The following is a 20,388-nucleotide window of genomic DNA, read 5'->3' as shown; positions in this document are numbered from 1 at the left end:
AGAGCAGCGGGCCTAGAGCAGCGGGCTCAGTGCCAGCAGCAGGATGCCGCCCAGCAGGGCCGTCACCGGGGCGGTGGTCAGCCAGGTCACCAGGATTTCGCGCAGCGGAATGAACCGCACCGTGGAAAAACGCTGGTTGGCGCCGGCCCCGACGATGGCCGACGTCATGGTCTGCGTACTGGACAGCGGGATGTGCAGCCACAGTGCGCCGAGGAAGAGCATGGCCGAACTGACGGCCTGGGCGCTCATGCCCCGCAGCGGGTCCATCCGTACCAGCCGGTAGCCAAGCGTGTGGGTGATCCGCCAGCCGCCGAACAGGGTGCCGGCAGCCAGGGCCAGCGCCGCGAACAGCTGCACCCACAACGGTATGCCGGTGTCCGTTGTTTGGCCGGCAGCAAGCAGTGCCAGCACCAGCACGGCCATGGTCCGCTGCCCGTCCTGGATGCCGTGCCCCAAGGAGAAAGCGGACGTGAAGACCGACTGGGCAATCCGGTTTCCGGCGTCCCCGCGGCGCGGAGAGCTGTACCGCATCAGCCAGGTCGCCGGAAACACCAGCAGGTAGGCCAGCACAAAGGCGATGACGGGGGAGAGCAGCAGGGGCAGGGCAATCTGCTCCCAGATCAGGCGGTAGGACTCGGCAATGTTCTGCCCGCCCACCAGGGTTGAGGCGGCACCGGAACCCACCAGCCCGCCAACCAGGGCGTGGGTGGACGACGACGGCATCCGCCGCCACCAGGTCCAGACGCCCCACGCGCAGGCCGCTCCGAGGCTGGCAATCAGGATGCCCAGCCCCTCGGGGCCGGGCGGCAGGTCCACAAAGCGGACCGTCAGGGCTACGGCCAGTGCCGTGCTGACCAGTGCGCCGAGCATATTGAAGGCAGCAGCCAGCAGGACCGCCACGGTGGGAGTGAGCGCCCTGGTCCGGACCGACGTCGCCACGGAGTTGGAGGCATCGTGGAAGCCGTTGAGGAAGGCGTAGGCGCCGGCCAGCAGGACAACGCCCGCCAGGAGGACGGCGGCCACCTAGGATTCCCGCACGAGGACGCCGCCCACAAATGTGGCGGCGCGCCGCAGCTGCGCCGTCGTGCCGGAAAGCTGGTCAGCCAGGTCCCGGTGCCTGGCATAGGCCATCGGCTTGTGCTCGCGCATCAGCTCCGCCACCCAGATCCGGCGGGTGCGCTCGGCACGCCGGGCCAGGCGGAGCATTTCGATCCAGTACTCCTCAAGATCGTCCAGGGATGCCAGCCGGCGCATGGCCGAGGCCGTCAGCTCAGCCTGCCGGCCGATGACTTCAAGTTGTTCGGATGCCCGGCGGGACACGCCCGCCAGCTTGTACAGCGAGATGGTTTCAGCGGAAGCATCCAGGCAGTCCATGGCGGACATCAGGATCAGGGACAGCTCGTACAGGTCCTCACGCGGGAGCGGATTGACGAAGCTGGTCCGCATCTGCGTCATCAAGGCGAAGTGCAGATCAGTGGTATCGGCATCGATCTGGTGCAGTTGTTCGGTGAGGCGGTCGAATTCCTCAGGGTCCGCGCCCAGGATTTCGGCCAGCACGCCGGTTCCGCGCAGCAACTGCGCGGCCATCCGGGCGAGCAGCTCAAGTCCGGCGTTTTCCTGCGGGAAGAGTCTAAGTTTCACGCCGGCTGCCGCACATTGGCGGGGGGCGGGACAGAAATTCTCACAGGCCCAAGAGTATCCGATTGGCCCGTGCGGGCTACGGAAGGCTGCGGGGGAAAAGTAACGGTGCCGGACCGGGAGCGCCTCTCGGCGGAAGGCCGCTCGAAGCGGCTCAGAGTTGAAGCCCGGGGGTTCCGCAGTCCGACACCAATTTCAGTTTTCTACGCTCAGCCGGGGATGTCAACACGGCCGCCCGCGCAGCGGCGGGACCGTGATGGCCGCCACACCGGCACGGTGCTGCGCGGCCGTTTTCCCCTCAGTCGAGTTCACCCCGCCGCCACGCCGCCGCGGAATGTTCCAGGTCCTCTGCAGTGCGGACAAGCTGGCGGGCGTTGCGGGTCAGCATGGTGGCACGGTTGGCGTCGGAAGCCTCCGAGGAATCGGCGTGGTTCGTCTGGCCGAGGGCGACCACCCGGCAGAACGCGGCGAAGCGTTCCAGCGCGACGTCGAAATCCCCCTCAAAGGCGCCGGAGAGGATGGTGTCAGCCATGGTTCGTACTTCGTCTGCGCCCAGCGGTTCCGCCACTCCGGCGACAACCTTGGAGACCTGGGCAACGTCCTTGCCTGCGGCGTAGAAGGAGGCCATCCGCTCCGGGTTCTGCTGGATGGAGGTGCGCAGGGCATAGAGCCGCCACAGCGCGCCGGGCAGCGACCGGGCAGGGCTTTCGGCCCACATCTCGGCCACGGCTTCCAACCCCTGCTGGTCCGCCAGTTCCACCAGGCGGCGGGTTACCTCGGGATCGGTGCTCTCCCGGCCGTGGTGGACCAGGGCCTGCGCGGCCAGGTGGGCCGCTTCCGAGACGCGGGCCGGATCGGCGCCGCCGGGGAAATTGGCGAAGTCCACAGGTGCAAGAGGCTTTGGCTTGTGATGGCGCGGCGTTGAATTGGACTCACTCATAATCCGAGAATACTCCCGCCCTTGGGCAGAATCGAGGCGGCTTCCGGGACGGTGGACAGCCCTCGGCAAGGCCGCTCCGCGGAACCGATTTCCCCTGCCCGGGGGTACTTCCGGACGGCCGGCGGCACGGGTTTTCCGCGATTGTGCGGTGTGCGATAAAGTGGGACAGTCGGTCTGCACAGCAGCCCGGCGTGCGCCTATAGCTCAGTTGGTAGAGCAACGTCCTTTTAAGTCGTGGGTCGCAGGTTCGAGCCCTGCTGGGCGCACCCAAAACAAATGGCCTGCCTTCTTCGGAAGGCAGGCCATTTCTGTTGGTTGGCAGCGGTTGGTTGGCAGCGGTTGGTGCAGCGGGTAAAACGGGAAGCCGTCCTATTCCGCTGCCGCGTCCTGCCCCGCCTTGCGTGCAGGTCCGGGGACCGGACGACGCCGGGCGGTATCGAACTTGATCAGTTTGTGCGTGCCGTCGCAATAAGGCTTTATGGCGGAGGCCCCGCACCGGCACAGCGCCACGGTTTCCCGGTCCCTGGGCACGGGGACACCGTCCGGAGTGACTATCTCGAAGTTGCCGCGGACCAGGAGCGGGCCGTTGGGGCAGGCAACGATCGACGCCGGAGCGCCCGGAGCCGGGGTGCCGTCGCCGTCGGGAACGGGAGCGCCGGATTCGGTGCTCACGGGGTTACACCGCCGGCGATGGCCGCCGCAGCCAAGGCGGATCCTGCAGGGCCGGCCTCTTCCGGGCCGCCGTCGGGCAGGGGCGCAAGCAGCGCCGGGCTGCCGGCCTGCCAGGCCAGCAGCTGGTCTTCGCCCAGCATGGCATCAATGGCCAGGACGGTTGCTGCCCCGAAAATGATGTCTTCAAGCAGGTCAGGCTCGGCTTCGGCCAGGCCGCCGGCCAGGTCCCTGGCGGCGATCTGTTCGTGCACGGCGTCGGCTTCCACATGCTCGTCGAAGTAATAGGTGACTTCGTCGCTGAATCCGTGCCGCCGGAAACCCCGGGCGTAGAACGAATTGGGAATTGAGGACGTCATCTCAAAGGCGGCAAGGTGCCCGGCGATCGCGCCCCGGAGCCGGCGGTTGAGGCCAAAGAGGGACATGGCGTTGGATGACGCCAGGGTCAGGGCCGGCACCAGGTCGATATAGTGCCCGTAGCCGGCATCCAGTCCCAGGCCCTCCATGGTGTTGGCGAACAGCTTGGAGTGCATACGCTCCTGGCGGCCGCCGCCGTACTCGTCCGCCTGGATCTCCACCAGGGCGGCCTTGGCGCGGCCCACCGGCAGCCGCGGAATGGCCCAGCTGTGCGGGTCGGCTTCCTTGAGCTGGTAAACCGAGCGCAGGACAAGGAATTCGCGCAGCTGCTCGACGCTTGCCTTGCTGGCGATAAAACGGGACACACTGGGTCCGTCGTCCTTGGCGGCCAGGGCAAAGAGGGTTTCGGCAACGTCTTCGCTGCGCGGTGCGGGCAGCTCGGGAAGGGATACGGTGCGGCGGAGCACCTCTTCGAACGCGGCCTCCAGCCGGGCACGGATACGGATCAGGTCCGGCTCCCATTCGGCGTCGTCCGCTACGCCGTCCAGGCCGCTGTAGTGCAGCTCGTACAGGCAGAACAGGGCCAGCTGCAGGTCTTCATCGCGCAGCAGGTCGCCGCCGGCCGACAGGGCCTCGGTTACTGCGGAGTCCAGGGCAGCGTAACCGGCAGTGCTGCGGCCGGCGTGGAGCAGGTCGATCAGGGTGGCGCTGACGCGCCCTCTCGGGGCGGGAATCTTCATTGCTTTCCTTACGTCTGAAGGCGCGTTTGACGGCAGTAGTCATCGGGACGGCTGGGACAAATCCACAGGTCAGCATACTTGGTATGGGCTCAAGGCACCCTGTCCGCAACGGCAGTTGCGGCATTGACCTTTGCCGCCCCGTTGGATGCAATGGAGGAAAGAGCCGGCCCCGGGCCAGCGGGAAGGAGCATTTGATGTCCGGTACGGTGTGGTCCGTCATCCCTCCGCTGCTCCTGCTCGCACTGGTCCTGGTGACCGGTGCCGCCGGCGTTGACCGTGCGCTTCGTGCCCGCGACGGGGAGCGGTTGTTCTGGGTGGGATTCACGGCGTTTCTGGGGGTGCTCATGACCGCGGCCTGGGCGGTGGCCGCTTCCCCGGATTACACCCCTGTGGCGGGATGGGCGGTCGCGGCGGGCAGTACGGCGGCGGCGGCGTGGGTGGTGTGGCGGAACCGCCGCCGCGCGGTGGAGCAGGAACGGAACCGCACCGCGGTTCAGGTGCACGGCACCACGCTGCGGCACCGGGATGTTCTTTCCCGCTGGAGTGCTTATGAGCTGGACCCGTGGCTCGCCGCAGAGTATCCCCGTCTGCAGGATGTACGCAGCCCGGAGACCAGGGACTTCATCCGGGCCCTGAAAACAGCGGACCAGTTGCGTGCAGGGGTGCGGACACCGGAGGACGCAGCAGCATACAGCCAAGCGGTGGATCGGCTGGCCGGGTGCCTGGAAGCGGCGGAAAGGGCTGCCGGGGGAGGCCGGGCAGCGTAGCTGCGGCCGCGCCGGGAACGGGGTGGACCGCGGGGGATTGACGTGGCAGTCTCGGCCTATGACAACCAAAGACATCAGTGTCTCGCGCAATGACGGGCAGGACCGGTACGAACTGCGGCTGGACGGAGAACTGGTGGGTATTGCCGACTACCGGATTGAACCTGATGCGGTGGCGCTGACCCACACGGTGGTGGAGCCGGCCTTCCGGCATCAGGGCTACTCGTCCCGGCTGGCGAAATATGCCGTGGATGACATCATCGGCGACGGCCGGCGGATCAAGCCCTACTGCTCCTATATGGCCGCTTACCTCGGCAAACACCCGGAGTACAGCCATCACGTGTCCTGGCCGCAGGGCTGAGGACCATCCGCAAAGTGTGCGTTAATTGGAGCTGGCTTCCCGCTCTGCATATGGGGGGAACGCAGAAGGGGAAGCCAGTTCCAACAGTATACTTCCAGTTGTCGGAGTAAATCCAATTGAGGGGGACGGGATGGCGCTGCCTGCCAGGTCTTTCCAGAGTTGGCGGGCTGCAGTTGCTCCGGGTGAGTCCAATGCCGCCCTCTGCCGCCGGACCGGCATCAAGCGCTCCACGCTTGCCCAGCAGATTGTCCGCGGCAAGGTCTCCGAAATCACCGTGGTCCGCGTGGCCCGCGCCTACGGTAAGAACCCGGTGGAAGCCCTCTCTGACTTTGAGGAATACGCCGATCTGCTCAGCGGACCGTGGCGTCCCACCACCGCCGAACTGATCAGCCAGGTGTCCTACGTCTGCATCCTGAAGATGATTTTGGCCCGGGCTACCCAGGAAGGACCGGCTGGGTCGGAGGGGCCCGATCTCGCCGGGTTCGGACACGGGAACGCCATCCGCTCCTGGTTCGAGGCGGTGGATCCGGGAGACCTGCGCCAACGCCTCAGCGCCAAGTCCGGGGTTGCGCCGCAGAATATTTCGGCGCAGCTCTCTGCAGGCCGCCTCGCACCCGAGCTCGCCGTCGAAGCGGCGCGGATCGCCGGCGTGTCCCTGCCCGGCGGATTGGTTGCCATTGGCCTGATCACCCCGGACGAGGCCGGATGGCCCCAGGGCGGACAAGAGCAGGCGCTGGCCTCCCTCAGCGATTCCGAACTGGTCCTGTTGGCCCGGGACCGGCTGGATTACTTGGGGAAGATGATGAAAAAGCTTGAACACGATAATGAAAATGAACTGACGTTGTTGGAGAACCTGGGATGAGCATTGCCACCGCGTTTCAGGTTGGTGCGCTCGCCGTATCCGGCCTTTTCGCATTGACCCGCCTGCCCTCGGCGGTGAGGGGGCGGAACCCGCTGCTCTTTTGGGCACTCCTGATGCTTTGTATTGCCATTGCCTTGGGGATCTCGCCGGTCTATTTGGCGGTCGACAACGCTTTGGGCGGCGTCAACATTGCAAATGTGATGATCCGTTTCGCGATGTACGGCTTCTTCCTGATCCTTGGTGTGAAGGCTGCTGTTGCCTTCCGTGCCCCCGGAGCAGGCCGCCTGATCGCCGGCCCGGCCGGTGTCGCCGTCGTAATCGCGGTGGGGATTGCCACCGTGGTGCTGTTTATCCTGGCGGACCTGCCGGTATCCTCGCCGGGCCTGCGGAGCTACGGCGGGCAGCTGCCGGTGATGCTCTACGGGATTCTTGGGCGGGTCTATCCGGGATATGTAGCTGCCTGTCTCGTTGGCCCTGCCCTGCGCATAGCCGCGCACCGCCGGCGTCCGTCCCTGATGCGGGCCGGAGCCGGACTGCTGGGTGTCGGTCTGATCGGCGTCGTGCTTTATGCGATCCAGGACGTTACGCCCCTGGACGTGAATCCCTGGGACCACTTGGTGCCGTATTCCTCGATCATTCTCACGACCGTGGGCCTGGCCTTGCTGGGCAGCCAACGGATCGCCTCAAAGAAGCGAATTAAGCAAACGCCCCTGATGCAAACATACGTAAAGTGACGATTAGATAAACTTGTTCACATTTTCATGCGCATGTGTCAGAATAATGAATATGTAACATCCGCTGCCTGTGGGGGGTCAGCGTGAGGTTGCAACGAAGCCAGCGGCAGCGCCGCTGGCTTCGTCACTTTAAGGCGGAAGGCCGGGTCGCCAGCCCCGGGATCATTGTGCGTCCAGGTCCGTTTCCAGCACCCGGGCCAGATCCTCCAAGGCATTTTCAGCGCCGGGGCCGTCCGAGCGGAGCACCACCACGTCTCCGTGCGAGGCACCCAGGCTCATCAGCGAAAGCATGCTGGAGGCGTCCATAGCCTCCTCAGCCGGAGTCCCTTCCATCGCTATGGTCACGTCCACCGGCGAGGCTGCGGCAGCTTCGGCGAATATTGATGCCGGACGGGCATGGAGCCCCACCCGGCTGGCCACTGTGGCTTTGCGTTCTGCCATTGTTTTTCCTTCCGTGGTTGTGCCGGATGTCCGGCCGCGCTTACAAGCCCAGCTGTTCAAGGACGGGCAGCCTGCTGCGCACAATGGTGCGGGCCTCGGCTGCGGAATGCGCCGCCAGTGCGCGGGCGGAGAGCTCCTGCGCCTGCTCCAGGGTCACCGAGCCCAGGACCGCCCCAACGCTGGACAAGGCCCGCGGCGTCATGGAGAGCGTGTTTACCCCCATGCCGGCCAGGACGACAGCGAGGGCCGGGTCTGCGGCTGCCTCGCCGCACACTCCAACGGTTTTGGCTCCGGCAGCGGCCGTCGCGGTGCCCGGTTCCGCCGGCAGAGCCGCCGTCGCGCGGGCGGCACCGGCAACGGTGGCGGAGATCAGCTGCAGGACCGCCGGTTGCCAGGGGTCATTGAGGGTCGCCAGGGAGCCCAGCTGGCGGTCAGCGGCCATGGTGTACTGCGTCAGGTCATTGGTGCCCAGGGACGCGAACCGGACCCGGGACAGGATGGCTTCGGCCATCACGGCCGCGGCAGGAACTTCCACCATCACGCCGGGCATGCCCAGCCCGGCTGCCGTGCAGAGTACGGCGAAGTCCGCCGCTTCTTCGGCGGTTGAAATCATGGGGGCCATGACCCAGACGTCGGCCTCGTGCGCCCCGGACGCTACGGCAATGGCTTCCAGCTGGCGGGCCAGCACGCCGGGAGAGGTCCGGTCGGTACGGAAACCGCGCACCCCGAGGGCCGGGTTGGGTTCCGATGCGTCCGTGAGGAAAGGCAGGGGCTTGTCCGCGCCGGCGTCGAGGGTTCGGATCACTACCTTCCGGCCCGGGAAGGCCGCGAACACGGCCCCGTAGGCATCCACCTGCTCCTCTACGCTGGGCTCGGAATCTCGGCCCAGGAAGCAGAATTCCGTACGGAGCAGGCCAACGCCTTCGGCGCCCGCCTCTGCGGCGGCGCGGGCGTCCTTGCCGGAGCCCACATTGGCCAGCAGCGGTACCCGGTGCCCGTCCGCGGTGGTTCCGGTGCCGTTGAAGGCCGGAAGTGCGGACCGGGAGGCGTATTTCTGCGCGGCCTCACGCTCGGCCGCACCGGGGTCCTCCACCACCGTGCCGGAGGCGCCGTCCAGGTAGATTTCCGCCCCGTCCGCAATACCGTCCGCACCCGGAGCGCCGACGACGGCGGGCAGTCCCAGCGAGCGGGCCAGGATGGCGGTGTGGGACTGCGGTCCGCCCTCGCTGGTCACCAGGCCCACCACTTTGGCCGGGTCCAGCGTGGCGGTATCCGCCGGCGCCAGTTCCACAGCGGTCAGGATGAAGGGCGCGTCGGAGCCGGGGATTCCCGGGGCCGGCAGCCCGTTGAGTTCAGCCACAATCCGGCCGCGCACATCCAGCACGTCCTGGGTCCGTTCGGCCATGTACCCGCCCAGGCTTTGGAGCATCGCGGCCACTTCCATGCCCGCCTCCCAGACGGCCCGGTCGGGAGCCATGCCGGCGTTGATGTGTTTGCCGGCGGCTTTGAGCAGCATGGGATCCGTGGCCATCATGGCGGTGGCATCCAGCACCGCCTTAGCGTCTCCGGACGCGGTTTCGGCGCGGTGCTTCAGATCCTCCCGGACGGTTTCCGCAGCGTCCTTCAGCCGGGCCTTCTCACCGTCCACCGTTGCCTCCGGACCGAACTTCGCGTCTGCGTCGGGCTCGGGCACCGGAGGGGGCATCCGGCGCGAAGGACCCAGGACCCGCCCGGCGCTGACTCCGATTCCCTTGATGGTCCGCATCATCCATGCCTTCCTGTTTGAGTCGGTGCCTTACGCAGCAACGGGTTCCTCCACTTTCCTGCGGGGAGCGACAAACCGTTTCAGGCCCACGTATACGAAGCCTGTGACCGCCGCCCCGGCCAGGATCGCCACCACGAACATCAGGAGGTTGCCGATAGCGAAGAAGACAAATATCCCACCGTGGGGTGCCTGTGAGGTTACGCCGGTTGCCATGCAGATGGCACCGGCCACGGCGCCTCCGAGCATCGTGGAGGGAATAACGCGGAAGAAATCGGCCGCCGCGAACGGGATGGCGCCCTCCGAAATGAAGGCCGCACCCAACAGCCAGGCGGCCTTCCCGTTTTCCCGCAGGGCCATGCTGAACCGGTTCTTGGCCAGCACCGTTGAAGCAAAGGCCATGCCCAGCGGGGGAACCATGCCCGCCGCCATCACTGCGGCCATGATCTCCCACGGCACCTGGTTCTCGAAGCTGCCTTCACCCAGGCCGGCCACAGCGAAGGCGTAGGCCACCTTATTGATGGGCCCGCCCAGATCCGAGCCCATCATCAGCCCCAGGATGACACCCAGCCCAATGGCCGCCACACCGGTGAGGCTGGTGAGCCAGTTGTTCAGCCCAAGGGTCAGCGCGGCAATGGGGCCGCCAAGGACCAGGATTATCAGGCCGGAGGCGATGAGAGAGGCCAGAAGGGGGATGATGACCACCGGCATCAGGCCCCGCATCCAGGAAGGTACGTTCCAGTTGCCGATCCACCGGGCCATGTACCCGGCAAGCAGGCCGCCGATGATGCCGCCAATGAACCCGGCATCCATGAACAGGGCCACGGAACCGGCGGTGAAGCCCGGGGCAATGCCGGGGCGGTCCGCCAGTGCGTAGGCAATGTAGCCGGCCAGTGCGGGCACCAGGAATGCCAGGGACAGGTTGCCGATCTTCCAGAACACCGCACCCAGGTACGGGATCAGCCCCTCGGGCGGCAAGCTGAAGAGCGACGTCCCGTCCAGCATCACGTCGCCGTTGGCGACACCGTCCCCGCCGTCCGAGGCCAGGGCCAGTTCATAACCACCCAGCAGGTACCCGAGGGCAATCAGCAGTCCGCCGCCGGCGACGAACGGGATCATGTAACTGACGCCGGTCAGCAGGGCGCGCTTGAGCTGGCCGCCGAAGCTCTCCCCTCCGGAGGCGGCCCCTTCGCGTTCCTCGCCGCCGCCTCCGCCGCCGGACACCCGCCGCGCGTTGGGGTTGTTGATCGATTCAAGGGCTTCATCGATCATCACCCCCGGCTCGTCGATGCCGCGCTTCACCGGCCCGCTGATCACGGGTTTGCCCGCGAAGCGGCCCTTGTCCCGGACGTCCACGTCGGTGGCAAAAATCACCGCGTCGGCGTTGCGGATCACGGTGGGGTCCAACGGCGTGGACTTGGCCGAGCCCTGGGTTTCCACCTGCAGGTCGATGCCGCGTTCGGCGGCCGCTGCGGCCAGGGAATCCGCCGCCATGTAGGTATGGGCAATACCGGTGGGGCAGGCGGTCACCGCAACAATGTGCGGGGACTTGGAGGTGTCCGACGTCGTGGCCCCCGTACCGCCCTCGGATGCCGGGGCATCTGCTCCGTGACCACCTCCACGGTCTCCGCCGGATCCCCCCGTACCGGCGGCCTGCCCGCCGCCGCGGGAGCCGGCGTCGGTGCCCGCAGCCGTGGCCCCGGTGGCCGTGCCGGCCGCTGCCGCCCCGCCCGCACCGGCAGCGGACCCCGCCTCCGCCGGGGCAGGGCCAAGGCCCAGCGCGCCGTCCACCAGCTCCACAATCTGCTGCGGGGAGCCTGCGGAACGGAGCGCACCGGTGAAGTCCTTGCGGATCAGGGAGCGCGCGAGCTTGGCCAGCAGCTGGAGGTGCTCCTGATCCGCACCTTCGGGAGCGGCAATGAAAAAGACGATGTCCGCCGGACCGTCCTTCGCGCCCCAGTCCACTGCGGGACGAAGCCGGGCCATTGCCAGGGTGGCCTTGGTGACGGCAGCTGACCGGCAGTGCGGGATGGCAATGCCGCCGGGTACGCCGGTGGCTGTTTTGCCTTCCCTGGCCATGGCGTCGGCGTACAGCTCGTCATAGCTGGTTGCACGGCCGGCGGAGACCACGTTGCGGGCCAGATGCTCAATGACCCCGCCTTTGTCCGCGCCCAGATCCGAGTCCAGGGTGACCAGATCCGGGGTGATGAGGTCCGACATTAGCTTTCCTCCTTTTGAGGCGCAGCGGCGGCCCTCCCGGCAATCGGGCCTTGTGGCTCAATGCTGAGTGCGGTAACGGTCACTTCACCGGGATCCGTTTGGGCCAGGGTGGGAACGGCCGTTCCCGGCAGGGCAGCCGCGGCTGCTCCGTGGGCCACGGCTTGGCGCAGGCACTCCGCCGGGGGGACGCCGGCCACTTCGGCGAGCAGGTACCCGGCAAGGGCCGAATCGCCGGCACCGACCGTGGAACGTGCCTGCACCGGCGGGCGGGTTGCCAACCAGCTCCCGTCGGCAGTCACCAGCAGTGCGCCCTTGGCGCCGAGCGTGACGAGGGCGGCACCGACGCCGCGTTCGCGCAGGACGCCGGCGGCCCGGGCGGCGAGAAGCGGGTCCGCCTCGAGTGCCGCCTCGTTGGAGAAACCGGCCGCCTCGGCCAGTTCTTCGGCATTGGGCTTCAGCAGGTCCGGTGCTGCACCGTGCATCAATGCACCCGTCAGCGGCGGGCCGGAGGAGTCCATCGCGATGAGCGGGGCTTCAGTGCCCAGCCGCTCCCGCACCGCCTGCGCCACCAGGGCATAGAAGTCCGGCGGCACTCCGGGCGGAAGCGATCCGGCCAGCACCAACCAGGACACCGGTCCGCTGCCCTCTTTCGGCGTGCAGGCCCCCACCACCAATGCGATCAGGGCTTCCTGCTCCACCGGGCTGAGCGAGGGGCCCGGGGCATTGACCTTGGTGGTGGTGCCGTCCGGTTCCGTCAGCGTGATGTTGCTCCGCAACGGAGCGGTGATGGGCATATTCAGGTAGGGAATTCCGGCCTGCCGCAGGCCGGCGGTCACCGGATCCTCGTCAGCCCCCGGCAGGACTGCAAGCGAGGCGACCCCGGACGCCGTCAGTGCCCGGCACACGTTGACGCCCTTGCCTCCGGATTCTTCTGTGGTTCCCGCCGCACGCTGGACGGCGCCCCGCACCAGCGCGCCCGGGAGCTCGACAGTGCGGTCCAGGCTGGGATTGGCGGTAAGGGTAACGATCATAAATGAGATCCATCCAGGCCGTGGTTCCCGTGGAAACGGCCGGTATTCGGGCGGAACTCGGGATGCTTCCCGGTCCTGGGGCGGCCGCTGTACGGATACCTGCACAGATACCTGCACACCTGCGATCCGTGGCGACTGCCACTGCTTCTTCGCTGATGCGACTTTACTTTTGGTCCGCTGCCCGTGGCAATGGGACACGGACCGCCCGGCCCCCGCCGCCCGGAAACGGTGTGCCCCGGCTAGGCTGGGCCGATGAAAACCGTGCCGGCGGAAAACGTCATCTGGTCACTGCCCGCGGACCGGCGCCATGGACGCTCCCTGGTGGTCCTCCTGCACGGGTACGGATCCGGGGAACAGGCAATGGAGCGGCTTTTTGCCGCGCTGCCGGACACCGCTGTGGGGGCGGCGGTGCGCGGACCGCTGCCGGTCGGCGAGGGCAGCGGCTGGTTCCTGCTCGATCCGCTGTTGAACTCTGACACCTCGGAGGTGCTGGAGACGGCGCTGTCCGTGCTGGCCTGGATTGACCGGGTCCGGACCGAATACGGCTTCACTGCGGTCTCGCTCATCGGTTTTTCCCAGGGCATGGCCATGGCCGCGACACTGCTGCGCCTGCGTCCCCGGGACTTCCGCGCCGTCGTCGGGCTGTCCGGCTTTGTAGCCCCGAACGAGCTCTTGGCCGTCGCCGAACCGCTGCCTGTGCGCGTGCCGTTCTTCTGGGGACGGGACCGGCAGGACTGGGTAATCAATGACGATGCGCTCCAGTACACCGGCGAGTGGCTCGAGGAGAATACGGCCCTCACCGCCCGTACCTACGAGGGAATGGGCCACGCGCTTTCCGCCGCGGAGATTTCCGACGTGTCCGTATTTCTGTCCGCGTATCTGCGCTCCGACACGCCGTAGCCATGCCGTATCGCAGCCGCAGGCCACACGCCCGCGGTAACTAACACACATTCACCCAGATGAAAATTCTCGGAAAAACTACGCCTAAGCATGCTTATCAAGTAGGCTGGAGGAAAGCGCTGCCCACAAAGCAGTGCTGAAATCACTGTCACTCACACAGCAAGGAGAATCAAATGGGTTTCATTGCGTTCCTTATTCTGGGTCTCATCGCAGGTGCAATTGCAAAGATGATCCTCCCGGGTCGTCAGGGCGGCGGCTGGATCGCCACCCTGGTCCTGGGTGTCATTGGCGCCCTTCTGGGCGGCTGGATCGGTAGCGCCGTCTTCGGCGTCGGTCTCGAAGAGTTCTGGTCCATCCAGACCTGGCTCGTAGCCATCGTTGGCGCGATCATCGTTCTGGTGATCTACGGCTTCGTAACCCGCAAGAGCAGCAACCGCGCTTAAGTAGTGCGTGAGCGCCGCTAACCCGGCGTGTTGATTAGTAAGGGCGGGGCCCGCGCGGAATTTTCCGCCGGACCCCGCCCTTTGCTTTAAGCAACCAGGTGCAGGGGGACCCCCGGCTCCGGGCGCGCCCCGTAGAGTTGAAGCCTGCACCGGATTTCCCCAAGGAGAGTTCTTGTGAAGCGACGTAAGTTCAACCCCGCAGCCAAGTTGGCCGGGAAGGCCACCTTCGGACCCGACGGGCAACCCAAGCCGCACGTAGTGAAGGCAATCGAGCGGGCCGTGGAGGTCCAGCGCCCACTGGTCCTGGCGAACATCCGCCGGATGCAGCGCAAGCACCCCAAAGCGTCCGCCGCAGAGCTGATTGCCATCCTCGACCGCCACTACCTGAACGCGGTGATGGGCGGCGGCGCGGCCGTGGGTGCCACGGCGGTGGTTCCCGCCGTCGGAACCGTGGCCGCCCTCGGACTCTCCGCCGCAGCGACGGTCGGTTTCCTGGAAGCCACGGCCCTGTACGCGCAGTCAGTGGCTGAACTGCATGGTGTACGGCTCGCCGATCCGGAGAAGTCCCGGACCATGGTGATGGCCATCATGCTGGGTGAAGAAGGAACCTCCATGATGCAGTCCCTTGCCGGCCGCGGCAGCGCGCAGTCCTGGGGCAGCACCATCGGCGCCATGCCCTCGGGCCTGATGGGGTCGGTCGGCTCAAGCATCCGCAAGCAGTTCCTGAAGCGGGTCATGGCGCGCCAGGGCACCGCCATGCTGGGACGTGCCCTGCCGCTCGGTGTGGGCGCCGTCGTTGGCGGAGTCGGCAACCGGGCAATGGGCAAGGGCGTCATCAAGGCCACCCGTGCAGCCTTCGGTGAACCGCCGGCCACTATTCCGGGCGAGCTGGCCGGTGAGTTGGAGCGGCTGGAGAACCAGCCCAAGACCGCCTAGCCGAAGACCGCCGTGGCGACCGTAAAGATCGCCAGACCGGCGAGGGATCCCACCACGGTGCCGTTAATCCGGATGAACTGCAGGTCCTTGCCGACCTGCAGTTCAATCTTTTCCGAGGTCTCCTTGGCGTCCCAGCGTTCCACCGTTTCAGTGATGACACCGGCGATGTCGCTGCGGTAGGTCCGGACCAGGTACCCGGCGGCGTCGGCAACGTAACCGTTGATCTTGGCAGCAAGCTCCGGTTCTTCCACCAGGCGCGTACCGAAGTCCTGCAGTGCTGACTTGAAGTTGCGGGTCAGTTCACTGTCCGGGTCCTCGGCCGCGGTCATCAGGGCGTTCTTGATGGTGGTCCAGGTCTGCGTCATCAGCTCGCGCACGCGCGGATCGTCCAGCACCTGCTCCTTCACGGCGTCGGCCTTGGCCATGGTTGCCGGATCCTCCTGGAGGTCCTTGGCCACCCCGGTGAGGTAGTTATCCAGCGCCACGCGCAGCTGGTGGTTGGGGTTTTCCTGCACGTCGATCAGGAACCGCTCGGCCTGGATCTGCACCCGTTCACCCACCAGGTCATCCACGAACGCGGGAACCCACGACGGCGAACGTTCGGCTACCAGGCGTCCGATCACCTCGGGGTTGGCCAGCACCCAGTCGGCCAGGCTGTCCACGATCAGGTTCACCAGCTGGTGGTGGTGGCCCTCCTCGAAGATGCGCTGGGCCATTCGTCCGGCCGGCGGTCCCCACTGCGGGTCCACCACGTGCCGGCGGAACATGGATTCGAGGACGTCGCGGACGGCGTCGTCGTCCAGTACCCGCAGTGCGCCCCGGATGGCCGCGGCGCCTTCGGTGGCCACCCGCTCCGCCCCCTCGGGGCGGGACAGCCAGATGCCGGCCTTGCGAGCGACCTGCATAGAGTCCAGCTTCGTCCGGATGATCTCCTCGGAGAGGAAATTCTGTTCCACGAACTGGCCCAGCGATGCGCCGATCTGGTCCTTTTTCTCCGGGATGATCGCGGTGTGGGGGATTTTGATCCCCATGGGGTGCTTGAACAGGGCGGTGACGGCAAACCAGTCCGCCAGAGCGCCCACCATCCCGCCTTCCGCCGCGGCGCGGACGTACTCGAGCCAGGGATAGCGGTCCTGCAGGGCGAAGGAAAAGAGAAAGATGACCGCGAGCAGGATCAGCAGGCCCGTGGCCAGCATTTTCATCCGCCGCAGGGCGTAGGCGCGTTCTTCATCGGTGGGGACCACTTGGGTGCTCACGCGTGCACCTCCCCGGCCTGCATGGACATGGCTGACGCGTCTTTCAATACCGCTCCCTCATCTTCCAGTGCGGGTCCGGCAAGGCAACTTCGGCGAGCCGGACCACCTCTTCCCAATCTAATCAGTGATTTGGGCACCCGCGCTACGAGGGCGGTGTGGTTGAGTAGTGCCATGGCATCCCCCGTGGACTTCCCTGCCGAGCCGGCGCCCACACCGCCGCAGCTTCCCTGTCCCATCGAGGACTATGCGCTGATCTCCGATCTGCACACCGGAGCGCTGATTTCCCGCACCGGGAGCATGGACTGGCTGTGCCTGCCGCGGTTCGATTCGCCGTCGGTGTTCGGCGCCCTGCTCGGCGACAGTGACCACGGCCGGTGGCGCCTGGCGCCGGACGATCCGGCTGCCGTGGTCACCCACCGGGCCTACCTGGAATCCACCTTTGTGCTGCGCACCCACTGGCAGACCCCAACGGGGACGGTACGGGTCACGGACTACATGCCCACCGGAGACCGCCGCGCCTCCCTGGTGCGCCGGATCGAGGGCATCAGCGGCACCGTCCCCATGCAGCAGGAACTGAAGATCCGGTTCGGTTACGGTTTGGTGCTGCCGTGGGTCTTCCGCGGCACCGACAGTGCCGGGGAGCACCTCTCCGCGATCGCCGGCCCCGGAGCGCTGGTGCTGCGCGGCACCAACCTGCCCGTGGCCAGCAACCACAGCCACATTGGCCGGTTCGACGTCGCGGCGGGGGAGTGTTTCGACCTTGAACTGACCTGGTACCCCTCTCACCGCCCTGTCCCTGCGCCTCAGGACCTGGATGCGGCCCTGGCCCGCACCACCGCGTACTGGCAGAACTGGGGGAACCGCTGCCTGGAGTCAAGCGGCTACGAGCATGCGGTGCGGCGCTCGCTGCTGGTGCTGCGGGCCCTGACGCACGAAGACACGGGGGGTATTGTGGCTGCTCCCACCACTTCCCTGCCGGAGGTGGCCGGCGGGGAACGGAATTGGGACTACCGCTACTGCTGGCTGCGGGATGCCGCCCTGACCCTGGTGGCCATGATGACCCACGGCTACCAGGACGAAGCGCTGCAATGGCGCAGTTGGCTGCTCCGGGCCGTGGCCGGGGACCCGGAGGACCTGCAGATCCTTTACGCCGTGGACGGCGGGCGGGACCTGCCCGAACAGATCCTGCCGCAGTTTCCGGGCTACGGCGGCGCGGCACCGGTTCGGCTGGGCAACGGGGCCGTGGGGCAGTACCAGGCGGACGTGGTGGGACACGTGATGGTGGCGCTGGCCCGGCTGCGGGACCGCGGCGTGCCGGAGGACCACTTTTCCTGGCCGCTGCAGCGTGCACTGCTGAACTTCCTCGAAAAGCACCTGGAGGAGCCGGACCACGGAATTTGGGAGATGCGCGGGGAGCCGCAGCACTTCACGCACTCGCGGGTGATGATGTGGGCTGCGTTTGACCGGGCCGCGGATGCCGCCCGGAAATACGGGTTGGAAGGCCCGGTGGAGGTCTGGGAGGGGCTCCGGGACGGACTGCGCCGGGAGGTGATGGAACGGGGCTTTGATCCGGAGCTGAACTCTTTCACCCAGTACTACGGCAGCACCACGGTGGACGCGGCGCTGCTGCAGCTGCCGCAGGTGGGGTTCATCGACTACGACGACGAACGGATGCTGGGCACCGTGGCCCGGTTGGAGAAGGAACTGCTGGACCCCTCCGGACTGCTGCTGCGCTACGCCACCGAAACCGGTGCGGACGGGCTCCCGGCGGGTGAGAACCCGTTCCTGGCGTGCAGCTTCTGGCTGGTGGAACAGTATGCGTTCACCGGCAGGCTGCCGGAGGCGCGCAGGCTCATGGACCAGCTGGTGGGCTATTCGAATGAGCTGGGCCTGCTCAGCGAAGAATATGATGCAGCCAGTGGACACATGGCCGGGAACTTCCCGCAGGCCTTCTCGCATCTGGCATTGGTCCGGGCTGCGGACGCCCTCGCGGGTGCCGAATCCCGGCCGCCGTCCCCTGCCCGCTCCCGGACAGCAGCCCCAACCGAAGGAACCCGATGAACCGCAAGACGCTCTCCGCCGCGGCCATGGCAGCGCTGCTGACCACCAGCGCCGTCAACCACTTCCGCAACCCGCGTTTCTACAACGCGGTGGTGCCGCGCAGCATCAGCACCGATACGGAGGGCAGGTACGGCGTGATGACCCGCCGGCAGTGGACCCATGCCAGCGGTGTGCTGGAGTTCGCTGCGGCACTGGGCCTGCTCCTGCCCGCAACGAGGCGGCTGGCGGCCACCGGCACCGCCGCCATGTACGTGGCCTTTATCGCCGGCCACATCAGCGCCCTCCAGCGCGCCTTCGGTCCGCGCGGCGGGGACAAGGAAAAGCTGGTCCACAGCCTGCGGCTGCCGCTCCAGGTCCCGTTGATCCTCTGGGCGTGGAACCTGCGGAAATAGCACGTGGCCACTCAGCTGCTGGTCCTTTCGGACACCCATCTGCCCACCCGTGCCAAGGTACTTCCCGAGGTGCTCTGGCAGGACATTGAAGCCGCAGACCTCGTGGTGCATGCCGGGGACTGGGTGAACGTTGAACTGCTGGAGGAGATCCAGGCCCGTTCCCGCAGCCTCCTGGCCTGCTACGGAAACAACGACGGCGCCGGGCTGCGGTCCCGCCTGCCGCTGGTGGCGACGGCGGTGGTCGAGGAGGTGCGGCTCGCCGTCGTGCATGAAACCGGTCCGGCACGGCTGCGGGAGGAACGCATGGACGCGCAGTTCCCGGATACCGACCTGCTGATTTTCGGGCACAGCCACATCCCCTGGGATTCCACCGCCCCGTCAGGGATGCGCCTGCTGAACCCGGGCTCGCCCACCGACCGGCGTCGGCAGCCCTTCTGCACCTATCTGCGCCTGGGCCTCGACGGGAAGAGCATCACACCCGACCTCCGGCGGCTTCCGCCGCGGAGGGCCGCTTAACGCGGGTAGCGCTTAAACGGCAAAGGCCGGGGTGCCTTGCGGCTGCCCCGGCCTTTGCCGGTGGTGCTTGGTACTGCTGGTGCCCTAGTTGCTGGCGCCCGGCTGGAAGACAACCTTGATGCAGCCGTCTTCCTTCTTCTGGAACTTCTCGTACAGCTCCGGTGCATCCTCAAGGGAGGCCTGGTGGGTAACCAGGTTGGTGACGCCCAGCGGATCGGCGGGATCCTCGACCAGCGGCATCAGGTCCTCGGTCCAGCGCTTGACGTTGCACTGGCCCATTCGCAGGTTCAGCTGCTTGTCGAACATGGCCATCAGGTTCATCGGGTCGGCCGTGCCGCCGTAAACGCCGCTCAGGGACACCGTGCCGCCGCGGCGGACCGCGTCAATGGCACCGTGCAGGGCGGACAGGCGGTCCGTTCCGGCGGTTTCCATTGCCTTCTGCGCCAGCTTGTCCGGCAGCAGTCCGACGATGGTCTGGGCTGCCTTGCCCACGGGGGAGCCATGGGCCTCCATGCCGACGGCGTCCACCACGGAGTCCGGTCCGCGGCCGTCCGTCATTTCACGCAGTTCGTCGGCGACGTCCTTGTGCAGATCCAGGGTTTCCACGCCGTACTGGCCGGCGAGCTTCCGGCGTTCCTCCACCGGCTCGACGCCGATGACACGGTAGCCCAGGTGTGTGCCGATGCGGGCGGCGAACTGGCCGACCGGGCCCAGGCCGTACACGGCGAGGGTGCCGCCGTCGGGCACATTGGCGTACTGGACGCCCTGCCAGGCAGTGGGAAGGATGTCGGAGAGGAACAGGTAACGGTGGTCCGGGAGTTCGGTGCCGACCTTGATGGGGTTGTAGTCAGCCAGCGGCACCCGGAGGTACTCGGCCTGCCCGCCGGGAACGGAGCCGTACAGCTCAGAGAAGCCGAAGAGGGCAGCGCCGGAGCCCTTTTCGCGGACCTGGGTGACCTCGCACTGGGTCTGCAGGCCCTGGCGGCACATGAAGCAGCTGCCGCAGGCGATCTGGAAGGGAACAACCACGCGGTCGCCCTTCTTCAGGCTGGTGACGGCGGAGCCGACCTCTTCCACAATGCCCATGGCTTCGTGGCCGAGGATGTCGCCTTCCTTCATGTAGGGCAGGAGCACTCCGTAAAGGTGGAGGTCGGAGCCGCATACAGCGGTGGAGGTGACCCGGATGATGGCGTCGGTGGGTTCCTGGATGGTGGGATCAGGTACTTGCTCCACGCTTACGGAGTTTTTTCCCTGCCATGTAACTGCTTTCACGTGCGATCCTCCTGCTGGTTGCATTCTGAGTGCGTTGAAAGAACTTATCCCCATTGTGCCAATTCATAAGCGTACTGACAAAACAGGCCGCAG

At 66.8% G+C, this 20,388-nt stretch carries 21 protein-coding genes and 1 tRNA gene; 11 read left to right on the top strand and 11 right to left on the bottom strand.

Features of this window, described 5'->3' with window-relative positions; translation table 11 throughout:
• Nucleotides 1–12: 12 nt before the first annotated feature.
• The 3 genes from QNN98_RS00475 to QNN98_RS00465 form a co-directional block, all read right to left on the bottom strand.
• A complete protein-coding gene (locus QNN98_RS00475) occupies nucleotides 13–1,023 on the bottom strand; it encodes an inorganic phosphate transporter (protein ID WP_283995945.1) in 1,011 nt (336 codons plus the stop codon).
• Nucleotides 1,024–1,641 (bottom strand): DUF47 domain-containing protein, encoded by a 618-nt coding sequence (locus tag QNN98_RS00470; protein WP_227912511.1) that lies wholly within the window; start codon nucleotides 1,639–1,641, stop codon nucleotides 1,024–1,026.
• 295 nt (nucleotides 1,642–1,936) lie between these two features.
• The gene (locus tag QNN98_RS00465) at nucleotides 1,937–2,578 is read right to left on the bottom strand and encodes a hypothetical protein (protein WP_283995944.1); all 642 of its coding nucleotides are present in this window, start codon (nucleotides 2,576–2,578) and stop codon (nucleotides 1,937–1,939) included.
• A gap of 193 nt (nucleotides 2,579–2,771) precedes the next feature.
• On the opposite strand from QNN98_RS00465, the gene QNN98_RS00460 reads away from it, so the two are divergent.
• Nucleotides 2,772–2,844, top strand: a tRNA-Lys gene (locus tag QNN98_RS00460).
• Nucleotides 2,845–2,947: 103 nt separating this feature from the next.
• Here the strand turns inward: QNN98_RS00460 and QNN98_RS00455 are convergent.
• Together QNN98_RS00455 and QNN98_RS00450 are read right to left on the bottom strand one after the other, a co-directional pair.
• A complete protein-coding gene (locus tag QNN98_RS00455; RefSeq protein WP_502864525.1) occupies nucleotides 2,948–3,250 on the bottom strand; it encodes a CDGSH iron-sulfur domain-containing protein in 303 nt (100 codons plus the stop codon).
• The gene (locus QNN98_RS00450; protein ID WP_229958664.1) at nucleotides 3,247–4,344 is read right to left on the bottom strand and encodes an iron-containing redox enzyme family protein; all 1,098 of its coding nucleotides are present in this window, start codon (nucleotides 4,342–4,344) and stop codon (nucleotides 3,247–3,249) included. The genes QNN98_RS00455 and QNN98_RS00450 overlap by 4 nt, the downstream gene beginning before the upstream one ends.
• A gap of 194 nt (nucleotides 4,345–4,538) precedes the next feature.
• Between QNN98_RS00450 and QNN98_RS00445 the strand changes: the two genes are divergently transcribed.
• The 4 genes from QNN98_RS00445 (at nucleotide 4,539) to QNN98_RS00430 (ending at nucleotide 7,065) form a co-directional block, all read left to right on the top strand.
• On the top strand, nucleotides 4,539–5,111 hold the full coding sequence (locus QNN98_RS00445; protein ID WP_227912508.1) for a hypothetical protein: 573 nt from the start codon (nucleotides 4,539–4,541) through the stop codon (nucleotides 5,109–5,111).
• A gap of 58 nt (nucleotides 5,112–5,169) precedes the next feature.
• Entirely contained in the window at nucleotides 5,170–5,469 is a 300-nt protein-coding gene (locus tag QNN98_RS00440) for a GNAT family N-acetyltransferase (RefSeq protein ID WP_227925990.1), read from the top strand.
• 130 nt (nucleotides 5,470–5,599) lie between these two features.
• A complete protein-coding gene (locus QNN98_RS00435; RefSeq protein WP_283995943.1) occupies nucleotides 5,600–6,331 on the top strand; it encodes a hypothetical protein in 732 nt (243 codons plus the stop codon).
• Nucleotides 6,328–7,065, top strand: coding sequence for a hypothetical protein (locus tag QNN98_RS00430; protein WP_283995942.1), 738 nt, complete (start codon nucleotides 6,328–6,330; stop codon nucleotides 7,063–7,065). Before QNN98_RS00435 ends, QNN98_RS00430 begins: the two co-directional genes overlap by 4 nt.
• 162 nt (nucleotides 7,066–7,227) lie before the next feature.
• Here QNN98_RS00430 and QNN98_RS00425 read toward each other — a convergent pair whose 3' ends face one another.
• From QNN98_RS00425 to QNN98_RS00410, 4 genes are read right to left on the bottom strand one after another with little or no spacing between them, the layout of a single operon-like run.
• Nucleotides 7,228–7,506, bottom strand: coding sequence for an HPr family phosphocarrier protein (locus QNN98_RS00425; protein WP_227912504.1), 279 nt, complete (start codon nucleotides 7,504–7,506; stop codon nucleotides 7,228–7,230).
• 40 nt (nucleotides 7,507–7,546) lie between these two features.
• A complete protein-coding gene (ptsP, locus tag QNN98_RS00420) occupies nucleotides 7,547–9,271 on the bottom strand; it encodes a phosphoenolpyruvate--protein phosphotransferase (protein ID WP_283996239.1) in 1,725 nt (574 codons plus the stop codon).
• Nucleotides 9,272–9,301: 30 nt separating this feature from the next.
• On the bottom strand, nucleotides 9,302–11,488 hold the full coding sequence (locus tag QNN98_RS00415) for a PTS fructose transporter subunit IIABC (RefSeq protein WP_283995941.1): 2,187 nt from the start codon (nucleotides 11,486–11,488) through the stop codon (nucleotides 9,302–9,304).
• Nucleotides 11,488–12,519: a 1-phosphofructokinase family hexose kinase gene (locus QNN98_RS00410; RefSeq protein ID WP_283995940.1), complete on the bottom strand. Its 1,032-nt coding sequence runs from the start codon at nucleotides 12,517–12,519 to the stop codon at nucleotides 11,488–11,490. Before QNN98_RS00410 ends, QNN98_RS00415 begins: the two co-directional genes overlap by 1 nt.
• A gap of 252 nt (nucleotides 12,520–12,771) precedes the next feature.
• Between QNN98_RS00410 and QNN98_RS00405 the strand changes: the two genes are divergently transcribed.
• The 3 genes from QNN98_RS00405 to QNN98_RS00395 all read left to right on the top strand — a co-directional run bounded on the left by QNN98_RS00405 (nucleotide 12,772) and on the right by QNN98_RS00395 (nucleotide 14,798).
• Complete coding sequence (locus tag QNN98_RS00405; RefSeq protein ID WP_283995939.1) at nucleotides 12,772–13,419, top strand: alpha/beta hydrolase; 648 nt, start codon at nucleotides 12,772–12,774, stop codon at nucleotides 13,417–13,419.
• Between the two features lie 173 nt (nucleotides 13,420–13,592).
• Nucleotides 13,593–13,862, top strand: coding sequence for a GlsB/YeaQ/YmgE family stress response membrane protein (locus QNN98_RS00400; RefSeq protein ID WP_227912499.1), 270 nt, complete (start codon nucleotides 13,593–13,595; stop codon nucleotides 13,860–13,862).
• Between the two features lie 174 nt (nucleotides 13,863–14,036).
• The gene (locus tag QNN98_RS00395; RefSeq protein ID WP_227912498.1) at nucleotides 14,037–14,798 is read left to right on the top strand and encodes a hypothetical protein; all 762 of its coding nucleotides are present in this window, start codon (nucleotides 14,037–14,039) and stop codon (nucleotides 14,796–14,798) included.
• Here QNN98_RS00395 and QNN98_RS00390 read toward each other — a convergent pair.
• A complete protein-coding gene (locus QNN98_RS00390) occupies nucleotides 14,795–16,054 on the bottom strand; it encodes a DUF445 domain-containing protein (RefSeq protein ID WP_442860154.1) in 1,260 nt (419 codons plus the stop codon). The two genes, QNN98_RS00395 and QNN98_RS00390, sit on opposite strands and share 4 nt — an antisense overlap.
• Nucleotides 16,055–16,225: 171 nt before the next feature.
• On the opposite strand from QNN98_RS00390, the gene QNN98_RS00385 reads away from it, so the two are divergent.
• The 3 genes from QNN98_RS00385 to QNN98_RS00375 are packed head-to-tail and all read left to right on the top strand — an operon-like array spanning nucleotide 16,226 to nucleotide 19,023.
• The gene (locus QNN98_RS00385) at nucleotides 16,226–18,115 is read left to right on the top strand and encodes a glycoside hydrolase family 15 protein (protein WP_283995938.1); all 1,890 of its coding nucleotides are present in this window, start codon (nucleotides 16,226–16,228) and stop codon (nucleotides 18,113–18,115) included.
• The gene (locus QNN98_RS00380; RefSeq protein WP_227912496.1) at nucleotides 18,112–18,507 is read left to right on the top strand and encodes a DoxX family protein; all 396 of its coding nucleotides are present in this window, start codon (nucleotides 18,112–18,114) and stop codon (nucleotides 18,505–18,507) included. Before QNN98_RS00385 ends, QNN98_RS00380 begins: the two co-directional genes overlap by 4 nt.
• A 3-nt stretch (nucleotides 18,508–18,510) precedes the next feature.
• Nucleotides 18,511–19,023: a metallophosphoesterase family protein gene (locus tag QNN98_RS00375; protein ID WP_283995937.1), complete on the top strand. Its 513-nt coding sequence runs from the start codon at nucleotides 18,511–18,513 to the stop codon at nucleotides 19,021–19,023.
• Nucleotides 19,024–19,107: 84 nt separating this feature from the next.
• Here the strand turns inward: QNN98_RS00375 and QNN98_RS00370 are convergent, their stop codons facing one another.
• Nucleotides 19,108–20,295 (bottom strand): zinc-dependent alcohol dehydrogenase, encoded by a 1,188-nt coding sequence (locus QNN98_RS00370; protein ID WP_227912494.1) that lies wholly within the window; start codon nucleotides 20,293–20,295, stop codon nucleotides 19,108–19,110.
• Nucleotides 20,296–20,388 lie beyond the last annotated feature (93 nt).

Origin of the sequence: Arthrobacter sp. zg-Y1143 (assembly GCF_030125565.1) — a bacterium.
GTDB lineage: Bacteria > Actinomycetota > Actinomycetes > Actinomycetales > Micrococcaceae > Arthrobacter_B.
This window is presented reverse-complemented; position numbering and strand designations above follow the sequence as displayed.

Coding starts and splice junctions, on each gene's coding strand:
- QNN98_RS00465 (WP_283995944.1), bottom strand. CDS start 2,578: ATGAGTGAGTCCAATTCAACGCCGCGCCATCACAAGCCAAAGCCTCTT.
- QNN98_RS00450 (WP_229958664.1), bottom strand. CDS start 4,344: ATGAAGATTCCCGCCCCGAGAGGGCGCGTCAGCGCCACCCTGATCGAC.
- QNN98_RS00445 (WP_227912508.1), top strand. CDS start 4,539: ATGTCCGGTACGGTGTGGTCCGTCATCCCTCCGCTGCTCCTGCTCGCA.
- QNN98_RS00440 (WP_227925990.1), top strand. CDS start 5,170: ATGACAACCAAAGACATCAGTGTCTCGCGCAATGACGGGCAGGACCGG.
- QNN98_RS00435 (WP_283995943.1), top strand. CDS start 5,600: ATGGCGCTGCCTGCCAGGTCTTTCCAGAGTTGGCGGGCTGCAGTTGCT.
- QNN98_RS00430 (WP_283995942.1), top strand. CDS start 6,328: ATGAGCATTGCCACCGCGTTTCAGGTTGGTGCGCTCGCCGTATCCGGC.
- QNN98_RS00425 (WP_227912504.1), bottom strand. CDS start 7,506: ATGGCAGAACGCAAAGCCACAGTGGCCAGCCGGGTGGGGCTCCATGCC.
- ptsP (WP_283996239.1), bottom strand. CDS start 9,271: ATGCGGACCATCAAGGGAATCGGAGTCAGCGCCGGGCGGGTCCTGGGT.
- QNN98_RS00415 (WP_283995941.1), bottom strand. CDS start 11,488: ATGTCGGACCTCATCACCCCGGATCTGGTCACCCTGGACTCGGATCTG.
- QNN98_RS00410 (WP_283995940.1), bottom strand. CDS start 12,519: ATGATCGTTACCCTTACCGCCAATCCCAGCCTGGACCGCACTGTCGAG.
- QNN98_RS00405 (WP_283995939.1), top strand. CDS start 12,772: ATGAAAACCGTGCCGGCGGAAAACGTCATCTGGTCACTGCCCGCGGAC.
- QNN98_RS00400 (WP_227912499.1), top strand. CDS start 13,593: ATGGGTTTCATTGCGTTCCTTATTCTGGGTCTCATCGCAGGTGCAATT.
- QNN98_RS00385 (WP_283995938.1), top strand. CDS start 16,226: ATGGCATCCCCCGTGGACTTCCCTGCCGAGCCGGCGCCCACACCGCCG.
- QNN98_RS00380 (WP_227912496.1), top strand. CDS start 18,112: ATGAACCGCAAGACGCTCTCCGCCGCGGCCATGGCAGCGCTGCTGACC.